The organism is Corallococcus sp. AB018 (assembly GCF_003986945.1).
GTDB classification, from domain to species: domain Bacteria; phylum Myxococcota; class Myxococcia; order Myxococcales; family Myxococcaceae; genus Corallococcus; species Corallococcus exiguus.
Genome location: NZ_RAWR01000018.1, coordinates 1 through 21,244 on the forward strand (window position 1 = coordinate 1; position 21,244 = coordinate 21,244).

The 21,244-nt window shown below is 70.7% G+C and carries 14 protein-coding genes; 10 read left to right on the top strand and 4 right to left on the bottom strand.

Annotated features, from left to right (window positions below; translation table 11 throughout):
* A partial coding sequence (locus D7Y11_RS06260) for an ATP-binding protein (RefSeq protein WP_126933249.1) occupies positions 1 to 978 on the top strand: 978 nt, incomplete at its 5' end.
* Positions 979 to 994: 16 nt separating this feature from the next.
* Here the strand turns inward: D7Y11_RS06260 and D7Y11_RS06265 are convergent.
* Entirely contained in the window at positions 995 to 2,161 is a 1,167-nt protein-coding gene (locus D7Y11_RS06265; protein ID WP_121756100.1) for an acyltransferase, read from the bottom strand.
* A 1,013-nt stretch (positions 2,162 to 3,174) separates the two neighbouring features.
* On the opposite strand from D7Y11_RS06265, the gene D7Y11_RS06270 reads away from it, so the two are divergent.
* A complete protein-coding gene (locus D7Y11_RS06270) occupies positions 3,175 to 4,554 on the top strand; it encodes a FadR/GntR family transcriptional regulator (RefSeq protein WP_121754294.1) in 1,380 nt (459 codons plus the stop codon).
* On the opposite strand, the gene D7Y11_RS06275 is transcribed toward D7Y11_RS06270, so the two are convergent.
* Positions 4,463 to 4,993: a hypothetical protein gene (locus D7Y11_RS06275; protein ID WP_126933250.1), complete on the bottom strand. Its 531-nt coding sequence runs from the start codon at positions 4,991 to 4,993 to the stop codon at positions 4,463 to 4,465. The genes D7Y11_RS06270 and D7Y11_RS06275 overlap by 92 nt on opposite strands.
* 107 nt (positions 4,994 to 5,100) lie before the next feature.
* Between D7Y11_RS06275 and D7Y11_RS06280 the strand changes: the two genes are divergently transcribed.
* The 3 genes from D7Y11_RS06280 (at position 5,101) to D7Y11_RS06290 (ending at position 10,437) form a co-directional block, all read left to right on the top strand.
* A complete protein-coding gene (locus D7Y11_RS06280) occupies positions 5,101 to 6,021 on the top strand; it encodes an ABC transporter ATP-binding protein (protein ID WP_121754295.1) in 921 nt (306 codons plus the stop codon).
* Entirely contained in the window at positions 6,018 to 9,599 is a 3,582-nt protein-coding gene (locus D7Y11_RS06285) for a M1 family aminopeptidase (protein ID WP_126933251.1), read from the top strand. Before D7Y11_RS06280 ends, D7Y11_RS06285 begins: the two co-directional genes overlap by 4 nt.
* A 175-nt stretch (positions 9,600 to 9,774) precedes the next feature.
* Positions 9,775 to 10,437: a hypothetical protein gene (locus D7Y11_RS06290; RefSeq protein ID WP_121754297.1), complete on the top strand. Its 663-nt coding sequence runs from the start codon at positions 9,775 to 9,777 to the stop codon at positions 10,435 to 10,437.
* A 2-nt stretch (positions 10,438 to 10,439) separates the two neighbouring features.
* Here D7Y11_RS06290 and D7Y11_RS06295 read toward each other — a convergent pair whose 3' ends face one another.
* Positions 10,440 to 11,927 carry a DUF4397 domain-containing protein gene (locus tag D7Y11_RS06295; protein ID WP_126933252.1) on the bottom strand — a complete coding sequence of 496 codons (1,488 nt, stop codon included), beginning with the start codon at positions 11,925 to 11,927 and terminating at the stop codon, positions 10,440 to 10,442.
* Between the two features lie 360 nt (positions 11,928 to 12,287).
* On the opposite strand from D7Y11_RS06295, the gene D7Y11_RS06300 reads away from it, so the two are divergent.
* From D7Y11_RS06300 to D7Y11_RS06320, 5 genes are all read left to right on the top strand, one after another.
* On the top strand, positions 12,288 to 14,324 hold the full coding sequence (locus tag D7Y11_RS06300; protein WP_126933253.1) for an alpha/beta fold hydrolase: 2,037 nt from the start codon (positions 12,288 to 12,290) through the stop codon (positions 14,322 to 14,324).
* A gap of 90 nt (positions 14,325 to 14,414) precedes the next feature.
* Positions 14,415 to 14,960, top strand: coding sequence for a hypothetical protein (locus D7Y11_RS06305; RefSeq protein ID WP_121754300.1), 546 nt, complete (start codon positions 14,415 to 14,417; stop codon positions 14,958 to 14,960).
* 23 nt (positions 14,961 to 14,983) lie between these two features.
* Positions 14,984 to 16,714, top strand: coding sequence for a hypothetical protein (locus D7Y11_RS06310; protein ID WP_126933254.1), 1,731 nt, complete (start codon positions 14,984 to 14,986; stop codon positions 16,712 to 16,714).
* 172 nt (positions 16,715 to 16,886) lie between these two features.
* The gene (locus D7Y11_RS06315; RefSeq protein ID WP_120579173.1) at positions 16,887 to 17,387 is read left to right on the top strand and encodes a hypothetical protein; all 501 of its coding nucleotides are present in this window, start codon (positions 16,887 to 16,889) and stop codon (positions 17,385 to 17,387) included.
* Complete coding sequence (locus tag D7Y11_RS06320) at positions 17,384 to 18,400, top strand: hypothetical protein (protein WP_126933255.1); 1,017 nt, start codon at positions 17,384 to 17,386, stop codon at positions 18,398 to 18,400. Before D7Y11_RS06315 ends, D7Y11_RS06320 begins: the two co-directional genes overlap by 4 nt.
* Here D7Y11_RS06320 and D7Y11_RS06325 read toward each other — a convergent pair.
* Positions 18,397 to 20,967 carry a GAF domain-containing protein gene (locus D7Y11_RS06325; protein WP_121754304.1) on the bottom strand — a complete coding sequence of 857 codons (2,571 nt, stop codon included), beginning with the start codon at positions 20,965 to 20,967 and terminating at the stop codon, positions 18,397 to 18,399. The two genes, D7Y11_RS06320 and D7Y11_RS06325, sit on opposite strands and share 4 nt — an antisense overlap.
* Positions 20,968 to 21,244 lie beyond the last annotated feature (277 nt).

The following is a 21,244-nucleotide window of genomic DNA, read 5'->3' on the forward strand; positions in this document are numbered from 1 at the left end:
CACCTGGTGGACGACCTGCTCGACGTCAGCCGCATCACGCGCGGCAAGTACGCCCTGCGTCGCGGCCGGCTGGACCTCAACACCGTGTTGCAGCACTCGCTCGCCGCCGCGCGGCCCGTGATGGAGGAGCGCGGACTCGTCCTGCGGGAGGCCCGCCCCACCGCGCCCTGCTGGGTGGACGGCGACCGGACGCGCCTGGAGCAGGTCTTCACCAACCTGCTCGACAACGCCGCCAAGTATTCACCCGAGGGCGGCATCGTCACCGTGGGCGCCCACGTGTCCGAGGACTCGCGCGTGCGCGTCTCCGTGCAGGACACCGGCATCGGCCTGCGGCCGGAGGACCAGGAGCACATCTTCGAGCTCTTCGCGCAGCTGGACGCGGGCCTCGCGCGCAGCCGGGGCGGACTGGGAATTGGCCTGACGCTGGTGCGCCACCTCGTGACCGAACACGGTGGCCACGTGGAGGTCTTCAGTGAGGGGCCAGGCCAGGGCAGCACCTTCACCATCACGTTGCCGCTGCTCACGGACGCCGCGAGGCCTGAGGCCACCGTGGAGCGCATCGAGTCCCGCCGGCGCGAGTGGCGCATCCTCCTGGTCGACGACAACCCCGACGCGCGCGACGGCCTGAGCGAGATGCTCCAGCTATGGGGCCACACCGTCGCGGTCGCCTCGGACGGTCCGGAGGCGCTCGCCATGGCGACTCCTGGCACCTACGACGTCATCATCCTGGACATCGGCCTGCCGGGCCTGGACGGCTATCAGGTGGCGCAGGAGCTGAGCGGGCGCGTGGCGTCGGACGCGCACCTCATCGCGCTCACGGGCTATGGGACGCCGGAGGACCGGGCCCGCAGCGAGGAGGCGGGCTTCGACCTGCACCTGGTCAAGCCCGTGGAGTTGGTGGAGATCGGCCGGGTGCTCGCGCAGCTGGGGCCCGTGAAGCGCGGCACACGCCGCCGGTCCCAGATGAAGAGCGCATAGGACCTCACGCCCGGGGCTAGAGGCCCGCCGCGGACTGCTCCGTGCCTCGCCGAGCCCACCGGTCGCGGATCCATGCCCGGGCGGGTTTCTCCACGCGCTCATGCACGAGCAAGCTCAGGCCTATCGAGCCCACGACGAACGCCACCACCGCCCAGGCGGCCGTGGGCGACTCACCCAGCCGTTTGAGCACTGCCTTCCAGGCGAACAGCACCGGCATGTGCAAGAGGAAGAGCGCATAGCTCGCCTCACCCAGCAGGCGCAGCGGCCGTGAAGCCAGCACCCGAGCCACGGCGCCCTGGCTCCACGACAGCAGGATGAACAACGCCGCGAACACCGGCGCCAGCAGCCCGTTGTGCAGCAGCGGGAAGGGCAGCACGGTGCTCCCCGCGAGCGCCGCGATGACTCCCGCGCACACCACCGCCACGGCCACCGGATGCGAGCGCCGCGACTCTCCGGACCGCAGCAGGAAGAAGCGCGCCGCGAGGATGCCCAGGATGAACTCCGGCAGCCGCGCCAGCGGGTTGAAGCGCAGCGCCAGCATCCACGGGCCGGAGTTGTACGCGGACGCCGTGCCTCCGGTGTGGTCCGGATCCACCGTCATGTAGAGCGCCGGGAACACCATCGCGGCGCCGTACGTCACCGCCGCGCCCACCGCGAGCGCCCTTGGCCCCAGCAGGCCCAGCCTCCCGGCCAGGAAGGGGAACGCCGCGTAGAAGAACGCCTCCACCGCCAGCGACCAGCCCGAGCCGTTCCACGCCATCGCCGTCCAAGGCGTCCAGCTCTGGAGCAGCAGCGGCGTGACCACCAGTGCCTCGGCGTGCTGCAGCCCCCTCGATGGGTCCACCGCCCACGTATCACGCAGCCCCTTGAGGTACGCGGGAGCGTCGAGTGCCAGGCCCAACGCATAGACGGGATAGATGCGCGCGAAGCGGGCCACCCAGAACGCCTTGCGCGCCGCGTACGTGCCCGGCGGCTGCTCCAGGTAGTTGTAGCCAAGGATGAAGCCCGACAGGACGAAGAAGAGGTCGAGGCTCACGTACCCGCTGTCGAGCAGCCCGTGCAGTCCCGGCGGCGCCTCCGTGCCGGAGAAGACCAGGTGATACACGTGGTAGGCGACGACGTGCGCGGTCGCGAGGAACCGCAGCCCGGTGAGTGCATGCAGTTGCTGCAGGGAAGAAACCATGAGGGCCGCGAGTCTCGCAGCCCCGAGCGTGCTCCTCAATCAGCCCGGGTGCAATGGACCTGACCGGCGGCTGAGTAGACTCACGGCGCGAGTCAGGTCACCAGAAGTGTTTCAACCCCACCCACGGTCGGAAGTCCTTCGCAATGACACGCATCGGATGCGCTCCGCGATGACCCGGGACGGCAGGCATTGAGCCGCCGAAAAAGCGGGGCCACCAGGCAGGTCCGCCGGCCGGGCGCGCAGCTCAGAAACCTGTCAGACAGTCGGACAGGCTCAAACCACACGAAGCCGAGGTCACGCGCTTGGTGGAGCTCGGAAGCAGTTCCCGACGTCATGCGTGCGCGGGCGAAGAAAGCAGGTTCACGGACAGGGCCCCCTGCCGGGCACGCATGCTCAAAACCTGTCCGACAGTCGGACAAGTTCGCGCCACATAAAGCCGAAGACGCATGCCCGCCGTGGGCCAAGACGTCGTGCGTGGACGGCAAGGAGGGTCCACGGAGAGGGCCCCTGAAGGGCACGCATGCTCAAAACCTGTCCGACCGTCGGACAGGCTCGCGCCAAACGAAGCCGGGGAAGTGGGCCTGACGAAGTCGTGCGGTGATCTGCGACATCGTGCGTGCGCGGAGAGAGAAAGCGGCTCCACGGTCGGGGCCGTCCGCCGGGAGCACAGGCCAGAAACCTGTCCGACTGTCGGACAGGCTCGCGCCACAAGACGTCGAGGAAGTGCGCCTGACGGAGTCTCGCGGTGAGCCGCGACGCCGTGCGTGCGCGGACGCCAAGAGGGTCCATGGACGTGGGGGCCGTCCGCCGGGAGCACAGGCCAGAAACCTGTCCGACAGTCGGACAGGTTTTCGCTGCATGCGGCCCGCGCACTTGTCCGACAGTCGGACAGGTTTTTCTCCGACCGGGCCCGGAGGTTGCCCCCTGGCTGGCAATGAGAAGGGTGGGCTCGCACGTCCATGTCAGACCCCTGTGGTTGGATGGCGATGCTGGGACGAGGAGGGGGAGTGGGGATGGAACGGCGAGGACTCGTGGCCTATGTGGAGGCGCAAATCGAGCGCGATATCGCGCTGGGGCGGCTGCACCCGAGCGGACAATTCGGCTCCGAAGCGAAGCTGGCGCGCCGCTATGAGGTGTGTCGGGGCACCATCCGCGAGGCGCTGCGGCGGCTGGCGGCGCGAGGCCTGGTGGTTCAGCGCCCCGGACGCAAGACGCGCGCGGTGCCGCTGGATGAGTCACTGACGCTGGAGAACCTGGGGCTGGCGCTGCATGACGCGAGCAACCCGGATGCCCGGTGGCTGCTGGAGGGCTACTTCAGCCTCAAGCGGCAGGTGCTGGTGGAGCTTCTGGCCGACTGCTGCGCGAGGGCCTCGGACCTCGACTTGGACCGGCTGGGGAGCACGTGCTACCAGCTCCAGGACGCGGCGCGCTGGGAGTCGGGGGAAACCTGCGCGCAGGCGGAATTCGAGTTGCTGCGGCATGCGGCGCGGGTGGCGGCGCGTCCGGGGCACGTGCTCCTCGTGCAGTCCCTGCAGCGGGCCTTCCTGGGAGGAGCCGCCCAACTGCTGCCGCTCATGGGCGGAGCGGCGCTGCGCGAGTGGGCCTTCCGCGCGATGGCAGTCCTGCACGAGCGCGACGTGCAGGCACTTCAGCATGAGCTGCCGGCACTGCTGAAGGCGCGCGATGAGCGCGTGCTGAATGCCTTCGCCCCTGCTCCTCAGGTACCTGCGGCCCCCGTCGCCCCAGGCTCCCAGTCGGACGTTCACGGCACCCCTGTGTCAGCCATCGCGCGGGACGATGCGCTGGAGGCGCGGCCTTGCGTCCAGGAGTGCCGTCCCGGCGATTCCACACAATGCAGCGTGCAGGAGAATGCGCTGGAGGCACGGCCCTTGGGCGAGGAGCGCGACCTTGGCGGCGTTGCGTCAGCCGCTGGGGATATCCAGGTGCTCGGGATTGCTCCCTGCTTCCCTGTGGAGCCCGACAGCGGAGGGTCGTTGTCTTCAGATGCCGGCGGGCTCGCCTTGCTCGCGTCTCGGGGGGAATGCATCGAGACGGACCTGCTGGAAGCGGCCTTGGGCAACCTTTCCGACTGTCGGACAAGTTGTGACAATTCGTCTTCGGATGGCGGCCTTCAATCCGAACCACCACCCACCCGCGCCCATGGACAAGCGGACGTGGCGGAACGCGAGGTGGGTGGCGCGATTCACGGCCACCTGAGACGGTGGGTGGCTCGCCTCTTGCGGTCCACTGCGCATTCCCTGGGACGACTCGCCTCGAGTTACCGCGCTTCAGGCGACCTGCTCAGAGCTGCTCAATGCCGGGAGCGGCCGACGAGCCTTTCACCGTCGCTTCATCCGGACGCAGCTTCGCGCGCACGCGCGGGTCCAGCTTGAGGATGACCGCCTCCACCGCCTGCGCCTGGGTGTAGTCGTTGGCCGGCGTAAGCAGGAAGAGGCCGACGGCCGCGTCGCCCCCCGCCGCCTGCGCCACCTTCCTTACGTGCGCGATGAGGTCCTGCTTGGAGTCCACCCGCCCCTGGCTGAAGGCCAGCTTGCCCAGCAACTGGTGCGAATACCCGTCCTTCACCTGGAGCATGTGGGAGGTCATCTCGATGCCCTCCGGCAACGTCTCCTGCAGGAAGATGACCGCCGCCGCGTCCTTCACCGCCGCCGCCTGGGCCAGCACCTCCCGGTCGCGCTCGGGCAGGTACTCGCCGTAGCCCCGGTACTCGTTCTGCTCCAGGGCCTTGCCGTGGAGGTAGGTCGGACCCGAGCAGCCCAGGAACGCGAAGGCGCCCACCAAGACGGAAAGGCAGATAGGTCGAAGGTTCATGTTCAGGCTGTCTAACACACCGCGCGAGAGCGCTCATGGACGCGCCGTGCACCCTTCGTTCGCGAAGCTGGAAATGGAGACCCCGGCTTCGGCGTAGAACGGGCCACATGCTCAGCCTGCGCAACCTGGTGAAGGTGTATCCGGGCCCGGTGACGGCCCTTCGTGGCGTGGACCTGGACGTTCCCAAGGGGATGTTCGGCCTGCTCGGGCCCAACGGCGCGGGCAAATCCACGCTGATGAAAATCCTCTCCGGCCTGCTGGAGCCGACCTCCGGCGAGGTGACGCTCGACGGCCTGGACCTCGTGCGCCACCCGGAGGCGCTGCGCCCGCACCTGGGCTACCTGCCGCAGGAGTTCGGCTTCTACCCGTACCTCTCCGGGCAGGACATGCTGCGCTACCTGCTGGAGCTCAAGGGCGTCACCGCGCCGCAAGGGCTGAAGGCCCTGTGCGCCCAGTTGCTGGAGCGCGTGAACCTCACCTTCGCGGCGAAGCGCAAGGTGAAGGAGTACTCCGGCGGTATGCGGCAGCGGCTGGGCATCGCGCAGGCCCTGGCCGGTGACCCGAAGCTCCTCATCGTGGACGAGCCCACCGCGGGACTGGACCCCGAGGAGCGCCAGCGCTTCTACCGGCTGCTCGCGGAGGTGGCCCATGAGCGCACGGTGCTCCTGTCCACGCACATCGTGGAGGACGTGGCCATGCTCTGCCCTCGCTTCGCCGTCATCCGCCACGGCCGAGTGATGGCCATCACCAGTCCCACCGAGGCGAAGGCCGCCCTCCACGACTCCCTCTTCGAAGGCACTGTCCCCCCGGCCGACATGGCCGCCTTCCAGCAGGCCCACCGCGTCACCCAGGCCGTGCTCGTCGAGGGCAAGAACCGCGTGCGCATCCACGCCGCTCCGGGCGCGCCCGTACCCCCGGGCTTCGAGCGCACGCCGCCCACGCTGGAGGACGCCTACCTCCTCCTGATGAAGGACGCGCCCGAGCCCAAGGCCCCGGCGCCCGCATCCGCCCCGGCGGTGGGCGCGTGAACGCGGCCCGGCTCTGGCGCGTGGCGCGCACCGAGTGGCGTCACCAGACGCGGCGCCCCTTGTTCTGGGTGTTGCTGGTGTTGCTGGTGTTGCTGGTGTGGGGCGTGTCCTCCGGCAACGTCACCATCGCCGCGGGCAGCACGGAGGTGGGCGGCAAGAAGGCGTGGATCACCAGCGCCTTCGCCGTCGCGCAGACGGTGCTGCTGCTCTCCTTCATGCTGTTCACCTTCTTCGTGTCCGTGGGCGCGGGCATGTCCGTCATCTCCGACGACGAGGCCCGCGTGCAGCCGCTGTTGCACACCACGCCGCTGACGCCCTCGGAGTACGTGTGGGGCAAGTTCGCGGGCGTGCTGGGCGCGTATGTGCTGGCGCTCGGGTGGATGATGGGGTGGCTCGTCTTCTTCCACCACGTCGTGCCGGCGGGCGCGGACGCGGAGTTCCGCGGGCCCTTCGCGTGGGGGAACTACGTGGGCGGCGCGGTGTGGTTCGGCCTGCCGCTCATTGTCTTCATGGCGGGCGCGGCCTTCGCCACGGGCGAGCGCACGCGCCGCGCGGTGCCGGTGTACTTCCTGCCGGTGGGGCTGTTCTTCCTCAGCGCGTTCTTCCTCTGGGATTGGTCCCCCGGCTGGCTGGACCCGCGCGTGAACCGGCTCCTGATGGCGCTGGATCCCGGTGGCTTCCGGTGGCTCACTGAGACGTGGATCAAGGTGGACCGGGGCGTGGACTTCTACAACACGCAGCCCGTGGGGCTGGACGCCCTCTTCGTCACCAGCCGCTTCGTGCTCATGGCCCTGGGCCTGGGCGCGGTGGCCTGGAGCGAGAGCCACTTCCGCCGAGCGCTCCGGGGCGAGGTGGGCACCAAGGCTCCGCGCAAGGGCGGGGTCCTGGACGCGCCTCCCAAACAGGTGGCGCTGTCGCACGCGGAGGCGCCGCTGTCCTCGCTGCGCATGGGCGTCCGTCCGCCGGGCTTCTGGACGGGGCTGTGGACGGTGACGCGCGCGGAAGGACGGGGCCTGCTGTCGCAGCCAGGGCTCTACCTGTTCCTGCCGCTCCTGATGTTGCACATGGTGTCGCAGGGCGCCACGGCGGTGGGCCCCTTCGACACGAGCCTCCTCTTGGTGCCCGGGCGCTTCGCGGTGCGCACGATGGGGCAGGCGTCGGTGCTCGTGTGCCTGCTGTTGATGTTCTACGTGGTGGAGTCGCTGGAGCGTGAGCAGGCCTCCGGCTTCGCGCCCATCCACGACGCGACCCCGGTGCGCACGCTGTCGGTGTTGCTGGGCAAGGCGCTGGCGAACAGCCTCGTCGCGGTGGCGCTGCTCGCAGCCATGGCGCTCGCGGGCACGCTGGTGCAGGTGTCGCAGGGCAAGGTGCCGCTGTCGCTGACGCCGTATGTCCTCGTGTGGGGGCTGTTGCTGTTCCCCACGTTCCTCCTGTGGACGGGCTTCATCCTGGCCGCGCGCGCGGTGACGGGAGGCCGCTTCGGCACCTACGCGCTGGCCCTGTCCGCGCTGGGCCTCACCGGCTACCTCGCCGTGCGCGGCGATCTCACCTGGGTGACCAACTGGCCGTTGTGGGACGCAGTGCGGTGGACCGACCTGGGCGCCTTCCAGGTGGATCGCGCCGCGCTGGTGCTCAACCGCGTGGCAGCGCTGGGCGCGGCCGTCTTCTTCACCGCGCTGGCGGTGCGCCTGGATGGCCGCCGCGTCCGCGACTCGGTGACGACGCTGGAAGGATTGAAGCCTTCGGGCCTCGCGCGCGGGCTGTGGCGGCTGGCGCCGTACCTGGCGGTGCCGGTGGTGGCGCTGACGTGGCTGGGCATCCTCGTGGGGCAGGGCCACCAGGGCGCGGCGGCGAAGAAGCGCGCGAAGGAGTACTGGCAGAAGAACCTGGCGACGTGGAAGGACGCGCCTCAGCCCATGCTGGCGGACGTGGACCTGGACGTGGACCTGGAGCCGGAGGCGAGCGCCTTCCGCATGAAGGGCACGTACACGCTGCTGAACCGGCACACCGTGGCGCTGCCGCGCTTCGCCCTCAGCGGCGGCGATGGCTGGACGGACGTGCGCTGGACGCTGGACGGCAAGGACGTGACGCCGGAGGACCGCGCCGGGCTGTATGTCTTCACGCCGTCCCCGCCGCTACCGCCCGGAGCGAAGGTGACGGTGGGCTTCCAGTATGCGGGCCATGTGCCGGATGGCGTGTCCCGCGAGGGCGGCGCGTTCAGGGAGTTCATCCTCCCGTCCGGCGTGGTGCTCACCAGCGAGACGCCCACGTTCGCGCCGGTCGTCGGCTACGAGGAGGAGCGCGGCATCGACCCGAAGGAGAACCGCTACGAGCCGCGCGTGTACGCGGACGACTTCTACGAAGGGCCCACGGATGCCGCCTGGGGCAGCAACATGCCGTTCCCCTTCCGGATCCGCGTCAGCGGCCCGGAGTCCTACACGCTCAACTCCGTGGGCGTGCGTGAGAGCGATACGGTGAAGGACGGCCGGCGCACCACGGTGTGGCGGAGCGACCATCCGGTGAGCTTCTTCAACGTCATCGCGGGGAAGTGGACCCGCGTGGACGGCGCGGGCACGGTGGTGTTCCACGACCCCTCGCACGGCTACAACGTGCCGGAGATGATGCGCGGGCTGGAGGCCGCGCGCCGGTACTACTCGGAATGGTTCCACCCGTTCCCGTGGGCCGAGCTGAAGCTGTCGGAGTTCGCCGGCCTGGACAACTACGCGCAGGGCTTCCCCACGGACATCACGTTCTCGGAGTCCATCGGGTTCCTCACGCTCACCACACCGGAGTCGAACGCGGTGCTGCTCGTCACCGCGCACGAGGCCGCGCATCAGTGGTGGGGCGACCTGCTCATCCCCGGCAAGGGGCCCGGTGGCAATGTGCTGTCAGAGGGCATGTCGCATTACTCGTCGCTGAAGCTCATCGAGCAGCTCGATGGGCAGGAGGCTCGCCGGCAGACCGCGAAGCGCATGGAGGAGCGCTACGGCAAGGACCGGCGCGTGGACGCGGAGCAGCCGCTGGTGAAGCTGGACGGCTCGCGCGACGGCGACACGGTGGTCCTCTACGAGAAGGGCGGCTGGACGTTCTGGATGCTGGAGGACCTGATGGGCCGCGATGCGATGCACGCGGGGCTCCAGGCCTTCCTGAAGCAATACATGAACAACGCCGACCATCCGGTGCTGCAGGACTTCATCGCGGTGATGCGCCCGTTCGCGCCGTCTCCCGAAGCGTTCGACCGCTTCACCCGGCAGGCCTTCTTCGAAGTGGTGGTGCCCGAGTACCGCGTCAGCGACGCGCGCGTGACGAAGTCCGGCGGCCAGTGGGTGACCACGGCGACGGTGACGAACGTGGGCACGGGCCGCATGCCGGTGGAGGTGACGGTGACGAAGGCCGGTGAGTCCGCCGCGCCCCTGGGTGCCGCGGCGGCCGTGACGCGCGTGGAGCCCGGCGCGGGCGAGGCGGTGCAGGTGACGCTGCGCTCGGAGTTCGAACCGGAGCGGCTGCTGGTGGATCCGGACGTGCGCGTGCTCCAACTGCGCCGCGAGCAGGCCCAGGCGAAGCTTTCACCGCCGTGACGCGATGACATGACACGGTGACACGCGTGTCTCCGCGCGCCGGGGACACGTTGTCACGATGTCAGACGTCACCGTCGCGCCGCTCCCTCTGCGCGCAGGCTGGCACATCGATTGCGATGGGCGTCCTTCGCATGGCGGACCTTGGGGGTCCTGCTCCATGACGGGGGTTCATCACATGGTCGCGATGAAGTGGAAGATGGGTGTGTCGCTGGTGTTCGTGTCGGCGGTGGCGTTCGCGGAGCAGGGCGTCACCTCGGGGTCGTTCCCGGTGGAGCGGCGCAACGTGGTGACGGTGTCCGTTCCCCTCCAGAACCTGAATCAGCTGTCACTGGAGGGCGAGCGCGTGATGGGCGAGCGCTTCTCCGTGGGGCTGGGCGTGTTCGCGTCCTTCGCCCACCAGCGCTCGCGGTTCGAAGAGGTCCAGGCCGGTGGCCTGGAAGGCTATGACACCTCGTATCTGCAGTTCGGCCTTGCGCCCTCGGTGCGCTTCTACCTGACGGGACGGGCACCCCAGGGGCTGTGGGTGTCACCGCGCCTGGAGGCCAGCCTGGGGCGCATCTCCGACGAGACGGTGGTGAACCATCTGGAGGGTGAACCGCCCAGCCGCAAACCCACGGATGACTGGGCCGTGGGCGGGACGGCGGTCCTGGGCTACTCGCTGGTGGTGGAGCCCGGCTTCACGGTGCAGGGCGGCGTGGGCTTCGGGGCCCGCCGTGAAGCGTTCGCCTACGACGCCATGCGCCTGGGCGACGACGGCAGGCTGGGGATGGTGCGGGTCCGCCAGGCGACGTGGCTCTTCACCCAGCGCATCCTGCTCAACGTGGGCTGGGCCTTCTGAGGTCAGGGCCCATGCGCCCGCGTGCTCACGGTCCATGGCGTGCGGGTGGTGTCCACCCACAGGAGCTGGAGGTCCCAGCTGCCAGGCGCGGAGCCGGGCGTGTCGGTGGCGACGGCGAAGACGCGCGTGTCCGGCTGGGGCGTCACGGAGAAGCTCGTGCGCGGCGCACGGTTGGCGTCGTCGGACGGCACGACTCCCAGCGTGACGGTGCCACCAGAGGGCAGCGGCAGGCCGTCCTGCGCGGTGGCGGAGGCGAAGGGCACGTTGAGGAAGGGCGCGTCCGGCAGCACGCGGCGCTCCGAGCCCAGCGGCCCCACGTCCACGGCGGGCGTGTCCGCGGCCGCATGCACCCAGCGCAGACGCAGGTTGGACGGGTCGCTCGCGAAGCGGTCCGTGAGGGGCAGCAGCGTGAACGGAGACGCCGCCGGCCGGGGCGGCTCGAGGTAGCCCGCGGCGACCATCAGGTAGTGCTCACCCGGGACGAGCGTGGGCGTCGTCGCCGTCGCCACCGGCGCGCTCGAGGGGCGCTCCGTCCCGGACGCGGCGGCGAAGAAGTCCAGCGTGTACGCGCCCGGCGGCACCTGGAGCGGCGAGGACAGCGTGCCGTAGGAGAGGTCACCGGACAGCTCACGCTCGCCAGCGAAGAGGTCCAGCGCGGGCGCGTCCGGTGACGCGTGCAGCACGTACACCGTGGGGTTCTGCCGGAGGATGGCCAGCGTGCCGTCGCGGCCCGCGGTGAGCAGCGAGAAGCCGTCGCCCGCGCGCGCGGAGGCGGACATGAGGCCGGTGGCGACGATGAGCGTGTCGGTGCCGGAGCCGGGCGCGGGCACGGTGAAGGACGTCAGGGTCTGGCCACCCGTGCGGAGGCCCACCTGGAACGCGGCGCCCGAGGGCAGCACCTGGGCCTGCTCGCCGGAGTCGCGGAAGCGCGCGAGCGACGCCACCTCCACCGAGCCGTCATTGCCCAGGTCCACGTCCACCGTCGGCGCGTCCGTGCCGGCGTTGATGATGCGCACGCGCGTCTGGCCTCCGTCAGCGGGCACGGTGTTGTCGCGCAGGAGCAGCGTGCGCATCGCCGCGCCGGAGTCCGAGGCGCCGAAGGCCCCGGCGGTCACCACCGTCCAGCGCGTCCCGGCCTCCATGCCCACCCGCTGGGACACGATGGGCGCGGTGCTCGCCGCCGAGCCCGCGGGCCGCAGCTCCACGGTGACAGCGCCCGCGTCGCGCGTGAGGTAGGGCGTGGTGGCGCCATAGGCCACGGCCCGGGCCACGGGCGTGGGGTCGCCAGCGAGGTAGACGTCCATCGCGGGCGAGCCCGGCGCTGCCTGTACGATGCGCAGCTGCGCCTCAGTGGGCGGAACGAGCACCGGCCCGTCCTGGGTGGGCGGCGCGTCGGAGTCCTCCGCCGAGCCGCCGCCGCACGCGGGCGCGAACACCCCCAGCGACATGAGCGCGACGACGAGCAGTGTCTTCTCCCGCATCCTGGCCATGTCGAAGTCCCCCTTCCTCGGCGGGCCGCGAACGCGGCTCGGCACCGATGTCGACAGGGGTAAGGGTGGGCATCACCCCCACGCAGGCGAACCCCCACGCAAGGGCCACTGTCCGCCCGCGACGTTGTGCACCGGCGCACGTCGCAAGCCCCGGGCATCACAGGCGTGGAGGGCTTCGAAGTGAGGCCGGGAGCGATCACCCTGCCCCGCGGTCACGCTCGTTCGGCCGCCGCGGCGCGGCATCCAACAGGGTGGCCGCCCGGGCCATCCAGTGTTCAACACGCATCATCGCGCGGAGAGGGAGGAACGGCGCGCGTGGGTGCCGGGGAACGTGACGGCGCTGGTAGGGTCGGTGGCACCATGAACCTCGCGTCCCTTCCACTCATCGTGTCCCTGCTCGCGGCGCAGACGCCCGCGCCGGCCCCGTCGAAGGCGCCCCCCGCGCCGGCCGCCGCCGCGAAGGCACCGTCCGCCGTCCCCGGCATCGCCCCGCTGCCCGGCCTGCCCAACCTGTGGGTGAGCGGCGTGCCGCCGGTGCCGCCCGCGCTCTCCCAGCGCGTGCAGCAGTACCTGGAGTCCCGCTCCGCGCAGCTGCTGGACGTGAGCGGGGATGGCCAGCAGGTGCTCATCTCCACGCGCTTCGCGGACGTCAACCAGCTGCACCTGGTGGAGATGCCGCTGGGCGCGCGCACGCAGCTCACCTTCACGAAGGAGCCCATCAACCGGGCGCGCTTCCTGCCGGGCAATCCGCAGATTGTCTTCTACCTGCAGGACACGGGCGGCGGAGAGTTCTACCAGGTGCTCAAGCTGGACCGGCGCACGGGCCGCTCGGAGCTGCTGACGGACGGCAAGAGCCGGCATGAGGAGCTGGTGGTGTCGAAGGACGGGCGCTGGCTCGCGTACGCGGGCACGGGGCGCAACGGCAAGGACACCGACGTGTACGTGGCGCCCACGGCGGACCCCAAGCAGGCGAAGCGGGTGACGGAGGTGGAGGGCAGCTGGGCGCCGCTGGAGTTCTCCCAGGACGGCTCGAAGCTGCTGGTGCGCCAGTTCCGCGCGGCGGACGACGCGGACCTGAGCGTGGTGGACGTGAAGACGAACGCGCGCACGCAGCTGACGCCCAAGGAGGGCAAGGGCAGCGTGGACGCCGCCGTCTTCACGCACGACGGACAGGGCGTGTACGTGGCCACGGACCGCTACAGCGACTTCGCGGAGGTGTACCGGCTGCCGCTCACGGGCGCGCCCCAGGCCGCTCCGCCGTCGCTGACGAAGTCGGTGCGCTGGAACGTGCAGAACCTGGAGCTGTCCCCGGACGGGCGCAAGCTGGCGGTGGCCATCAACGAGGAGGGCTTCGGCCGGCTGTATCTGCTGGACACGCGCACGCAGGCGCTGTCGCCGGTGGAGACGCCGCGCGGGGTGATTTCGCAGGTCCGCTTCCCGGCGAAGCGGTCGGACCGGGTGGCGTTCTCGCTGACGTCGGCGCGCGTGCCGCTGGACATCTTCACGGTGGACCTGGGCACGAAGAAGACCACGCGCTGGACGCGCTCGGAGGTGGGCGGGTTGGATCCGGAGACGTTCGTGGAGCCGGAGCTGGTGCGCTACCCGTCCACGGATGGCGTGAAGGTGCCGGCGTTCCTGTACCTGCCGAAGAACGCGAAGGGGAAGGTGCCGGTGGTGGTGATGTTCCACGGCGGCCCGGAGGGGCAGAGCCAGCCCATCTTCAGCGCGCAGACCCAGCTGATGGTGACGGAGCTGGGGATGGCGGTGCTGCTGCCCAACGTGCGCGGCTCGGAAGGGTACGGCAAGGCGTACCGCGCCATGGATGACGGCGTGAAGCGCGAGGCGAGCCTGGCGGACATCGGGGCCACGCTGGACTTCGTCGCCTCCCGTCCGGAGCTGGACGCGGCGCGGGTGGGCATCTACGGCGGCTCTTACGGCGGCTACATGACGCTGGCGACGGCGGCGTTCTTCCCGGACCGCATCAAGGCGGCGGTGGACGTGGTGGGCATCTCGTCGCTGCCGTCGTTCCTGCAGAACACGCAGGCATACCGGCGGGACTTGCGGCGCGCGGAGTACGGCGACGAGCGCGACCCGGCGGTGCGCAAGGTGCAGGAGCGCATCTCGCCGCTGGGGTCGGTGGACAAGATTCGCGCGGCGCTCTTCGTGCAGCAGGGGGCCAACGACCCTCGTGTGCCGCAGTCGGAGGCGGAGCAGATCGCCCAGGCGGTGCGCAAGAAGGGCGCGGACGTCTGGTACCTGCTGGCCACGGACGAGGGGCACGGGTTCCAGAAGAAGACCAACCGGGACATGGCCCAGACGACGGCGCTGATGTTCTTCGAAAAGCACCTGCTGGGCCCGGCGGCAGGGCAGGGGAGCGGGGCAGCGGGCGGAAGGTAGCCCCCGATTCGGAGGGACCCGGGCGCGGCCGATATGTCGCCGCCCCGGGGACGTTACACATTATCCATGTCAGCGAGGAGGGTCCTATCCATGAAGCGAGACAGACAGTCATTGCGTCGGGGTGTGGGAGTGTTGGCGGTACTCGCGGGTGTGGGCGGAGCGTGGGCGTCCTCGGAGCAGGACCAGATTGCCTTCAGCGTGGCGCGGACGCAGTTCAACCTGCGGATGACGCCGGACAACGTCACGGGCCCCGAGTTCCAGGTGTCCCGTCTTCCAGGCGAGCTGCGAGGCCGCGTGGCGGACGCCCCGGTGACGCTGAGGCTGGAGGGCGAGAAGGTGAAGGGCAACATCGGGACCTCGGTGGTGAACCTGGAAGTGAAGAAGGACGGCGACGCGGTGAAGGCGAAGGGCGGCTTCTACGGGCGCCCCGTCAACCTGACGCTGTCGCCGCAGGAATTGACGGTGTACGTTCGCGACTGCACGTACCGGCTGAAGGCGAAGGAGGAGGGCCGCACCTACGAGGGAAAGCGCAGCTGCGACCGCTCGTTCATGCCGCCCACGGTCATCACGCTGCCGGACGCCTTCCTCGCGGCCTCGCCCGCGGAGCAGGCGTCGCTGCTGCTCCTGGCGCTGTAGTTTCCCCATAGGCTCGGGGCGCGATGACGCGTTCCGTTTCCCGTGGAGAGGGGCCCTGGCACCGGATGCCGCCGGTGCTGGGACTCCTGTGGGTGTTCGCGCTGGCCGCGTGCGCGAGCGATGGCTCCTTCGAGCGGGAGTCGTTCCAAGCAGCGACGGGTGACGACACCCCGGCCGAGCGCGCGGGCCTCGGATTCACGCGAGAGGGGGCGTTGGAGCGTGCCGGGCCCGTGGGCGGTGAGCGCGCCCGGCAGGCGGAAGCGGCCCGGGTGGTGCGTGAGCTCTGGGAGGTCGCGGGTGCGCGCGGAGTTCCGGGCGAGGCGTGGACCTTCGACTACCAGGTGCACGACGGTGCGCTGACGTTGGTGTCCTTCCGGCGCACGGCGACGGGCCAGGGCGCCGGTGCGGCCGTGGAGTGGAGCGGGTTCTCCCGCGAGCTGACGCGGAGCCTGTCCACGCTGGTGGGCGTGAAGCCACGGCGTGTGCGCTTCACGCTGGAGCGTGGGCCGGAGCGCTGGCGCTTCGACCTGGAGACGGTCCGTGGGGCGGTCGCGGTCCATGCGCGAACAGTGCCCGAGTCCCTGCCGGGAGCGTCCGAGCCCCTGGTGTCGGATGCGCTGACAGTGGCCCGGCAGCTGCTGCCCGCGTCTCGCGTGCCCTGGGAGGGCCGGGTGCATGAGAGGGCAAGACTCCAGTTCGAAGGACTGCGATTGCATCCGGAGGTGGAGTTGGTCGTCTTCGAGGTCCAGGAGGGGTCGGGCCGGAGGACCGCTCCCGGGAGCGCTGACCTGCGCATGCCGGTGGTGCAGGCGTTGTTGCCCTTCGCGAACGCGGTGGGAAGCCGCACCGTCGAAGTGGAGCTGGAGGGAAGGCATGTGCGCGGTGAAGCGGAGCCGCGCTGGCGGGTGGTGGCCGCGACGACGCTCGAACCTTCCGAGCCTCCAGAGGAGATGCAGGACATCGCCAGGGAGTACCGGGCGATGCAGGAGGAGATCCTCCGGCACTGGCGCGAGGAGGTGAAGGACAGCGCACGCCTCGCGGGCGTGTGGTCCTTCGAGCAGCTCGCGTACTGGTACGTGGGAGGCTTCATCGCGAAGGGCGCGCTCGGCGCGATGGAGGCCGTCGCGCCCACGGTGGTCTCGGTGCTGGGGAGGGGAGGGGCGAAGGCCGCGCAGTGGTTCCGCACGGTGTTGATACGCACGCCGCCCGCCGAGCGCGAAGCCCTCCAGCGCATCTGGATGAAGGTGGAGGCAGAGGGCCTGATGGCACTCAAGGCTGGGGAACAGGCCGAGCTCCAGTCATTGCTGAAGGGGATGGAACACCAACTCCGAAGGCCCATCACGGACAAGTACTCGAAAGACAAGCTCAGGGAGTGGGCTCGACAGGAGTACTTCGAGGTGCACCGGCCCCAGTTGGCACAAGCCTTGGGGAAGGACCTCCTGGGGGCGTATCAAGTGCACCATCTGGTGCCCATCGAGCATGCCCATCTGTTTCCCACCCGCGGTGTCAACGTGGCGGAGAACCTGGTGGGCATGGCGCGGGAGGTCCATTCGAGCGTCAACTCGGTCTGGACCCTCGTGCGCACGAACGCGAAAAACGTCTCCGCGAAAGAGGTGGAGGAAATCGCTCGCATCACGCACAAGCACTTCGGACGGTGGTTTCACGTCCTGTACGATCCGTCGAAGTCGGGAGCTGCGCTTGCCTCCGCGGAGAAGGCCGCGCTGAAGGAAGTCGCGGCCGTGCTGGGGTTATAGGCCCTGGCGTTTCAGGAGGCGCGTTCGCTTGGCGGGACTGGATACAGAGAGGGGCGGATTGACGAGGCTGATCGAGGCCTGCCATCGCTTGGGCTTTCGGGTCAGCGTGGAGCCACCCTCGGCCGATGCTCCCCGTCCTGGTTCAACGCTGTTGGGGCATCCGCTCGATCCCATGCTCGCCGGGATCTATTCGCGAGCGGGCCGAGCCACGCTGGGAGACATCGAGCTGTATCGTCCTGGCTCCGGCCCGGATGGAGTCCTGGACGTGAACGCATGGCTGCGGGGCAGGGGACAGGCTCCATTCTCTTCATGTGTTCTCTTCGGGCAGGTTTCGAACCTCGCGTACTACTACGGCGTGGTGCCGACGCTTGCGGATGAGCACGGAGTCCAGCCAGTGCTCTACATCGACATGCAGGAGGACCTGTTGGTGGTGCCGGTGGCTTCCAACGTGGACCAGCTGTTCAACCAGCTTGCCCGGTTCATGGCGCTGCTTCCGGGGGAACCGGACTTCATCCCGGGCAGATGCTCGACCACGACGTTCCCCTTCGCGGCGGCAAGGCTCATCGCGCAGGACACGGCCCTCGTGGAGATGATGCGCGCGGGTCGCTTCGACGGACTCGTGACCCGGGACGAGGAGAGTCAGCGGTGGATGCGACAGGTGCTCGACCTGTGACTCCGCGCAAACTCAGCCTCCTCATCGCCTTCACAGCGCTCGTGACCGCCGTGGGCACGGGCGTGTGGCTCGCGTGGCCCGGACCGGACCTCACCGCGCAGGCGGACCTGTCGGACGACCCCGTCCGCCTGCACCTCGAATCCAGCGACGACCCGGACAGCGAAGGGAGCGAACCTCCTGACGTCGTCGTGCTGAGCAACGGCATCCGGCTCACCAACGTCCCGACGAACTGCCACGCGGACACTCAAGGCTCCCTCACCTGCGAGGACCGCTGCGACGCGGACGACGCGTGCCCCGCCGACACCGTGTGCGCGCATCACCCGGACTTCGGCTTCCGCGACTGCCAGCCTCTGCACCGCTTCTGCGACGACGCGTCGGACTGCACCCCGTCCGATACCTGCCACCCCGTGGACACGTCCGCCTCGGGCCAGGTCCTCCGTCGCTGCGTGCCACAGGGAACGCTGCGCGCCGGGGAGCGGTGCACCGGGTACTCACGGGAGCTGGAGGGCCACTGCGCTCCGGGGCTCCTCTGCGTCCATGAGTTCTGCGGCCCGCCGTGCAACGTGCACGACCCGGACGCCTGCGCCACCGGCACCGAGTGCGCTCCCAATCCCTACCGCGTCCGCGGCGCCTGCGTCCCCAGCTGCCGCGACCGTGCCTGTCCGCAAGGCGAACGCTGCGAGACGGACTACCCGGGCGAAGTCCCCACCTGCCGCCCCTTCGTGGGCCCCGCCTGCCTGGACGCCGCGCCCTGCGCCGCGAACCAGGACTGCCTGCGCGGCTTCGCCGAACCCACCCTCGAAACCGGGGCCTTCGAGTGCCGCACCCGCTGTGATGACAAGACCCCTTGCGCGAAGGGCCTCACCTGCGACGAGACCAGCGGCTACTGCTTCCAGCCCTGCACCCACGACACCGACTGCCCCACCCCCGAGCGCTGCCACGCCCTCCACCGCCGCGACTCCCAGCGCGGCTGCGGCTTCATCGCGGAGGGGCTCCCCGCCTTCCACCGCTAGCCGCGCGGCAGCTCCACGATGAACGTGGACCCCTCGCCCAGCACGCTCTCCACCTCGATGTGGCCGCCCATCGCCTCGACAATCTGGCGGGCGATCCACAACCCCAGCCCGAAGCCGCCGTAGTTGCGCTCGGACACCGCGCGCTCGAAGCGGTGGAACAGGCGCGGCAGGTGCTCCTTCGCGATGCCGATGCCTCCGTCCTTCACGCGCAGCCGCGCCCGGTTGGCCTCCACCTCCAGGGACACGTGCACCGGGTTGCCCCGCCCGTACTTCAGCGCGTTGGAGAACAGGTTGGTGAAGACCTGGTCCAACCGCAGCCGGTCCCACTGCCCCAGTACCTCCGGCGCGAGCACCAGCTCCAGCGGCGTGCCCGAGCGCGCGTACTCCTGCTCGAAGCGCTCGGCCACCTCCCGCACCAGCGCCCCCATCTCCAGGGGCTCCAGCACCAGCTCCAGCTTCCCCGCGCTCAACCGGGACACGTCCAGCAGGTCGTTCACCAGCAGCGTCTGCCGCTTCACCTGCCGGTCCACCCGCTCCAGGCCGCGCTTGAGCCGCTCCGGGTCGAAGGCCGCCCCCGACCGATTCAGTCCCGCCAGCAGGCTCTGCACCTGGAGCTGCAGCGCGCTGATGGGCGTCTTCAACTCATGGCTCGCGATGGACAGGAACTCCTCGCGCAGGCGGATGGCCTGACGCGCGTCCCGGTAGAGGCTCGCGTTGTCCAGCGCCAGCGCCGCCCGCCGCGCCAGCTCCTGCGCCAGCGCCAGGTCCTGCGCGTCGTACGCCCCCTTCGACGTGACGAACGTCAGCGCCCCCAGCGTGTGCCCGCGCACCCGCAGCGGCACGCACAGGTACGCGCACGTCCCGCCCGCCCGCGCGTACGACGGGTCCCCCTCCGACAACCCCGAGCGCGACTCCGGCCTCCCGGACTGGATGACCCGCGACACCACCGCGAGCCCCGGGGGCGGCACGTCACCGTCCTCGACGCCCGCCGTGGCCACGCAGCGCACGCCGCCGGACTCGTCCTCCAGGAACACGCCGCAGGCCTCCGCGTACTGCGGCACCGCCAGGTGCGCCACGCGCTCCAGCGTCTCCTCCTCCTCCAGGCTCCCCGCCAGCACTCCGCCAGCCTCCGCGAGGAAGCGCTGCGCCGCCTCGCCGCGCTGGCGCTCGGTGATGTCCACCATCACGCTCAGGCACTGCGGCGGGCCGCTCGCCGGGTGCACGCGCCCCGTCCACATGGCCACCTGCACCGCGCCCCCGTCGCGCCGCCGCGCCGCCAGCGGCGCGCCGTCCAGCACCGTGCCCCGCGTGGCGCGCTCCAGCCCGTGGCGGAACGCCTCCCAGTGCTCTGGTGGCACGGCAGGCAACACCTTCCCCAGCACCTCCTCCGCCGTCCACCCCAGCATCCGCTCCGCGGCCGGATTCCACAGCCGCACCGTGCCGTCCGGATCCAACAGCATGATGGCCGTGGGGCTCGCCTGGATGATGGCCTCCAGCGTCCCGTGCGCCTCGCGCAGCGCCGCCCGCGCCCGCTGCTCCCGCTCCAACAGCCGCGCCCTCGCCAGCGCCTGCGCCGCGTGGTGCGCCACCAGTTGGAGGAAGGCCCGCTCGTCGTCGTCGAACCCGTGCGGCAGGCCGAAGGTGAACACCAGCGCCCCCAGCGCCCGCCCGTCCACCACCAGCGGCAGACACGCGGACGAGTTCGCCGGCCGCTCCGCCCCGGACAGCGCGTCCTCCGCCGTCAGCCACACCGGCCGCGACTCGCGCAGCACCCGCGCCACCGGCGAGTCCTCCTCCAGGGACATCCGCTTCAGCCGCTCCGCCGCGTCCGGCGTGCAGCCCGCGCAGCGCAGGAGCGAGGCGCTCATCGCGTCCGGCGCCACGCCCCACAGCGCCCCGGCCTTCGCGTCCGCCACCGCCAGCCCCTGCTCCAGCACCACCTCCGCCACGCGCGCCGCGGTGAGCGCCTCCGACAGCTCCGCGGTGACGTGCTGCAGCCGCGCGAGCCTTCCCGCCGCCACCTCCGCCGCCTGCCGCGCCTGCCGCTCGGACGCGTACGCCCGCGCCACGTCCAGCGCCAGCGCCGCCCGGTCCGCCAGCTCCTGGAGCAGCAGCTGCTCCGCCGAATCGAACGACGCCGGCTCCGGCGCCTCCCGCCACACCGTCAGCGTCCCCAGCGCGCGCCCCCGGGCCCGCAGCGGCAGCACCAGCACCGCCTCCACCCCCTGCGCCAGGCCCGTGTCCAGCACCTCCGCCGCCACGCCCTCGTCCGCGCGCACCCGCTGGGAGAACACCGCCTGCAGCCGCACGCGCGCCTCCGGCACCGCCGCCGCCGACGCCACCGTGCGCAGCCACAACCCGTCCTCCGACAACAGCCGCAGCGCGCACGCGGAGCCGAGCAGGGGCACCACCAACCCGCACAGCCGCTCCATCACCGCCGGGGGCTCCAGCGACGCGTCCGCCAGCACCCGCGAGGCCTCCGCCAGCAGCGCCAGCCGCTCTTCAATCTCCGGAAGCCGCGCCCCGTACTGCCGCGCTTCCCCCAGCCTGGTTGCGACCATCGTCATGCCACGTCCCCCCGTTGCACCCGCCATGGGAGCACGCCCTCGTCCGCGGCGCTCTGCGTCCCAGGTCCCGCCATCCCTGACTTCTGCGGATGCTCGACACCCACCCACCGGAAGCGTTGGTGACGGGCACCTACCTCGTTCCGGGGCCCGGCACCCCCGAGGGCAGGGCGCTCAAGCGCGCACATGGGAACACCTGGAGCGGCTGGAAACCAGAGGAGCGGCAAGGCGCCGGTTGCTCCGGGCCCGCGTTCGGCTAAAGCGGGGGCCGTGAACGCAC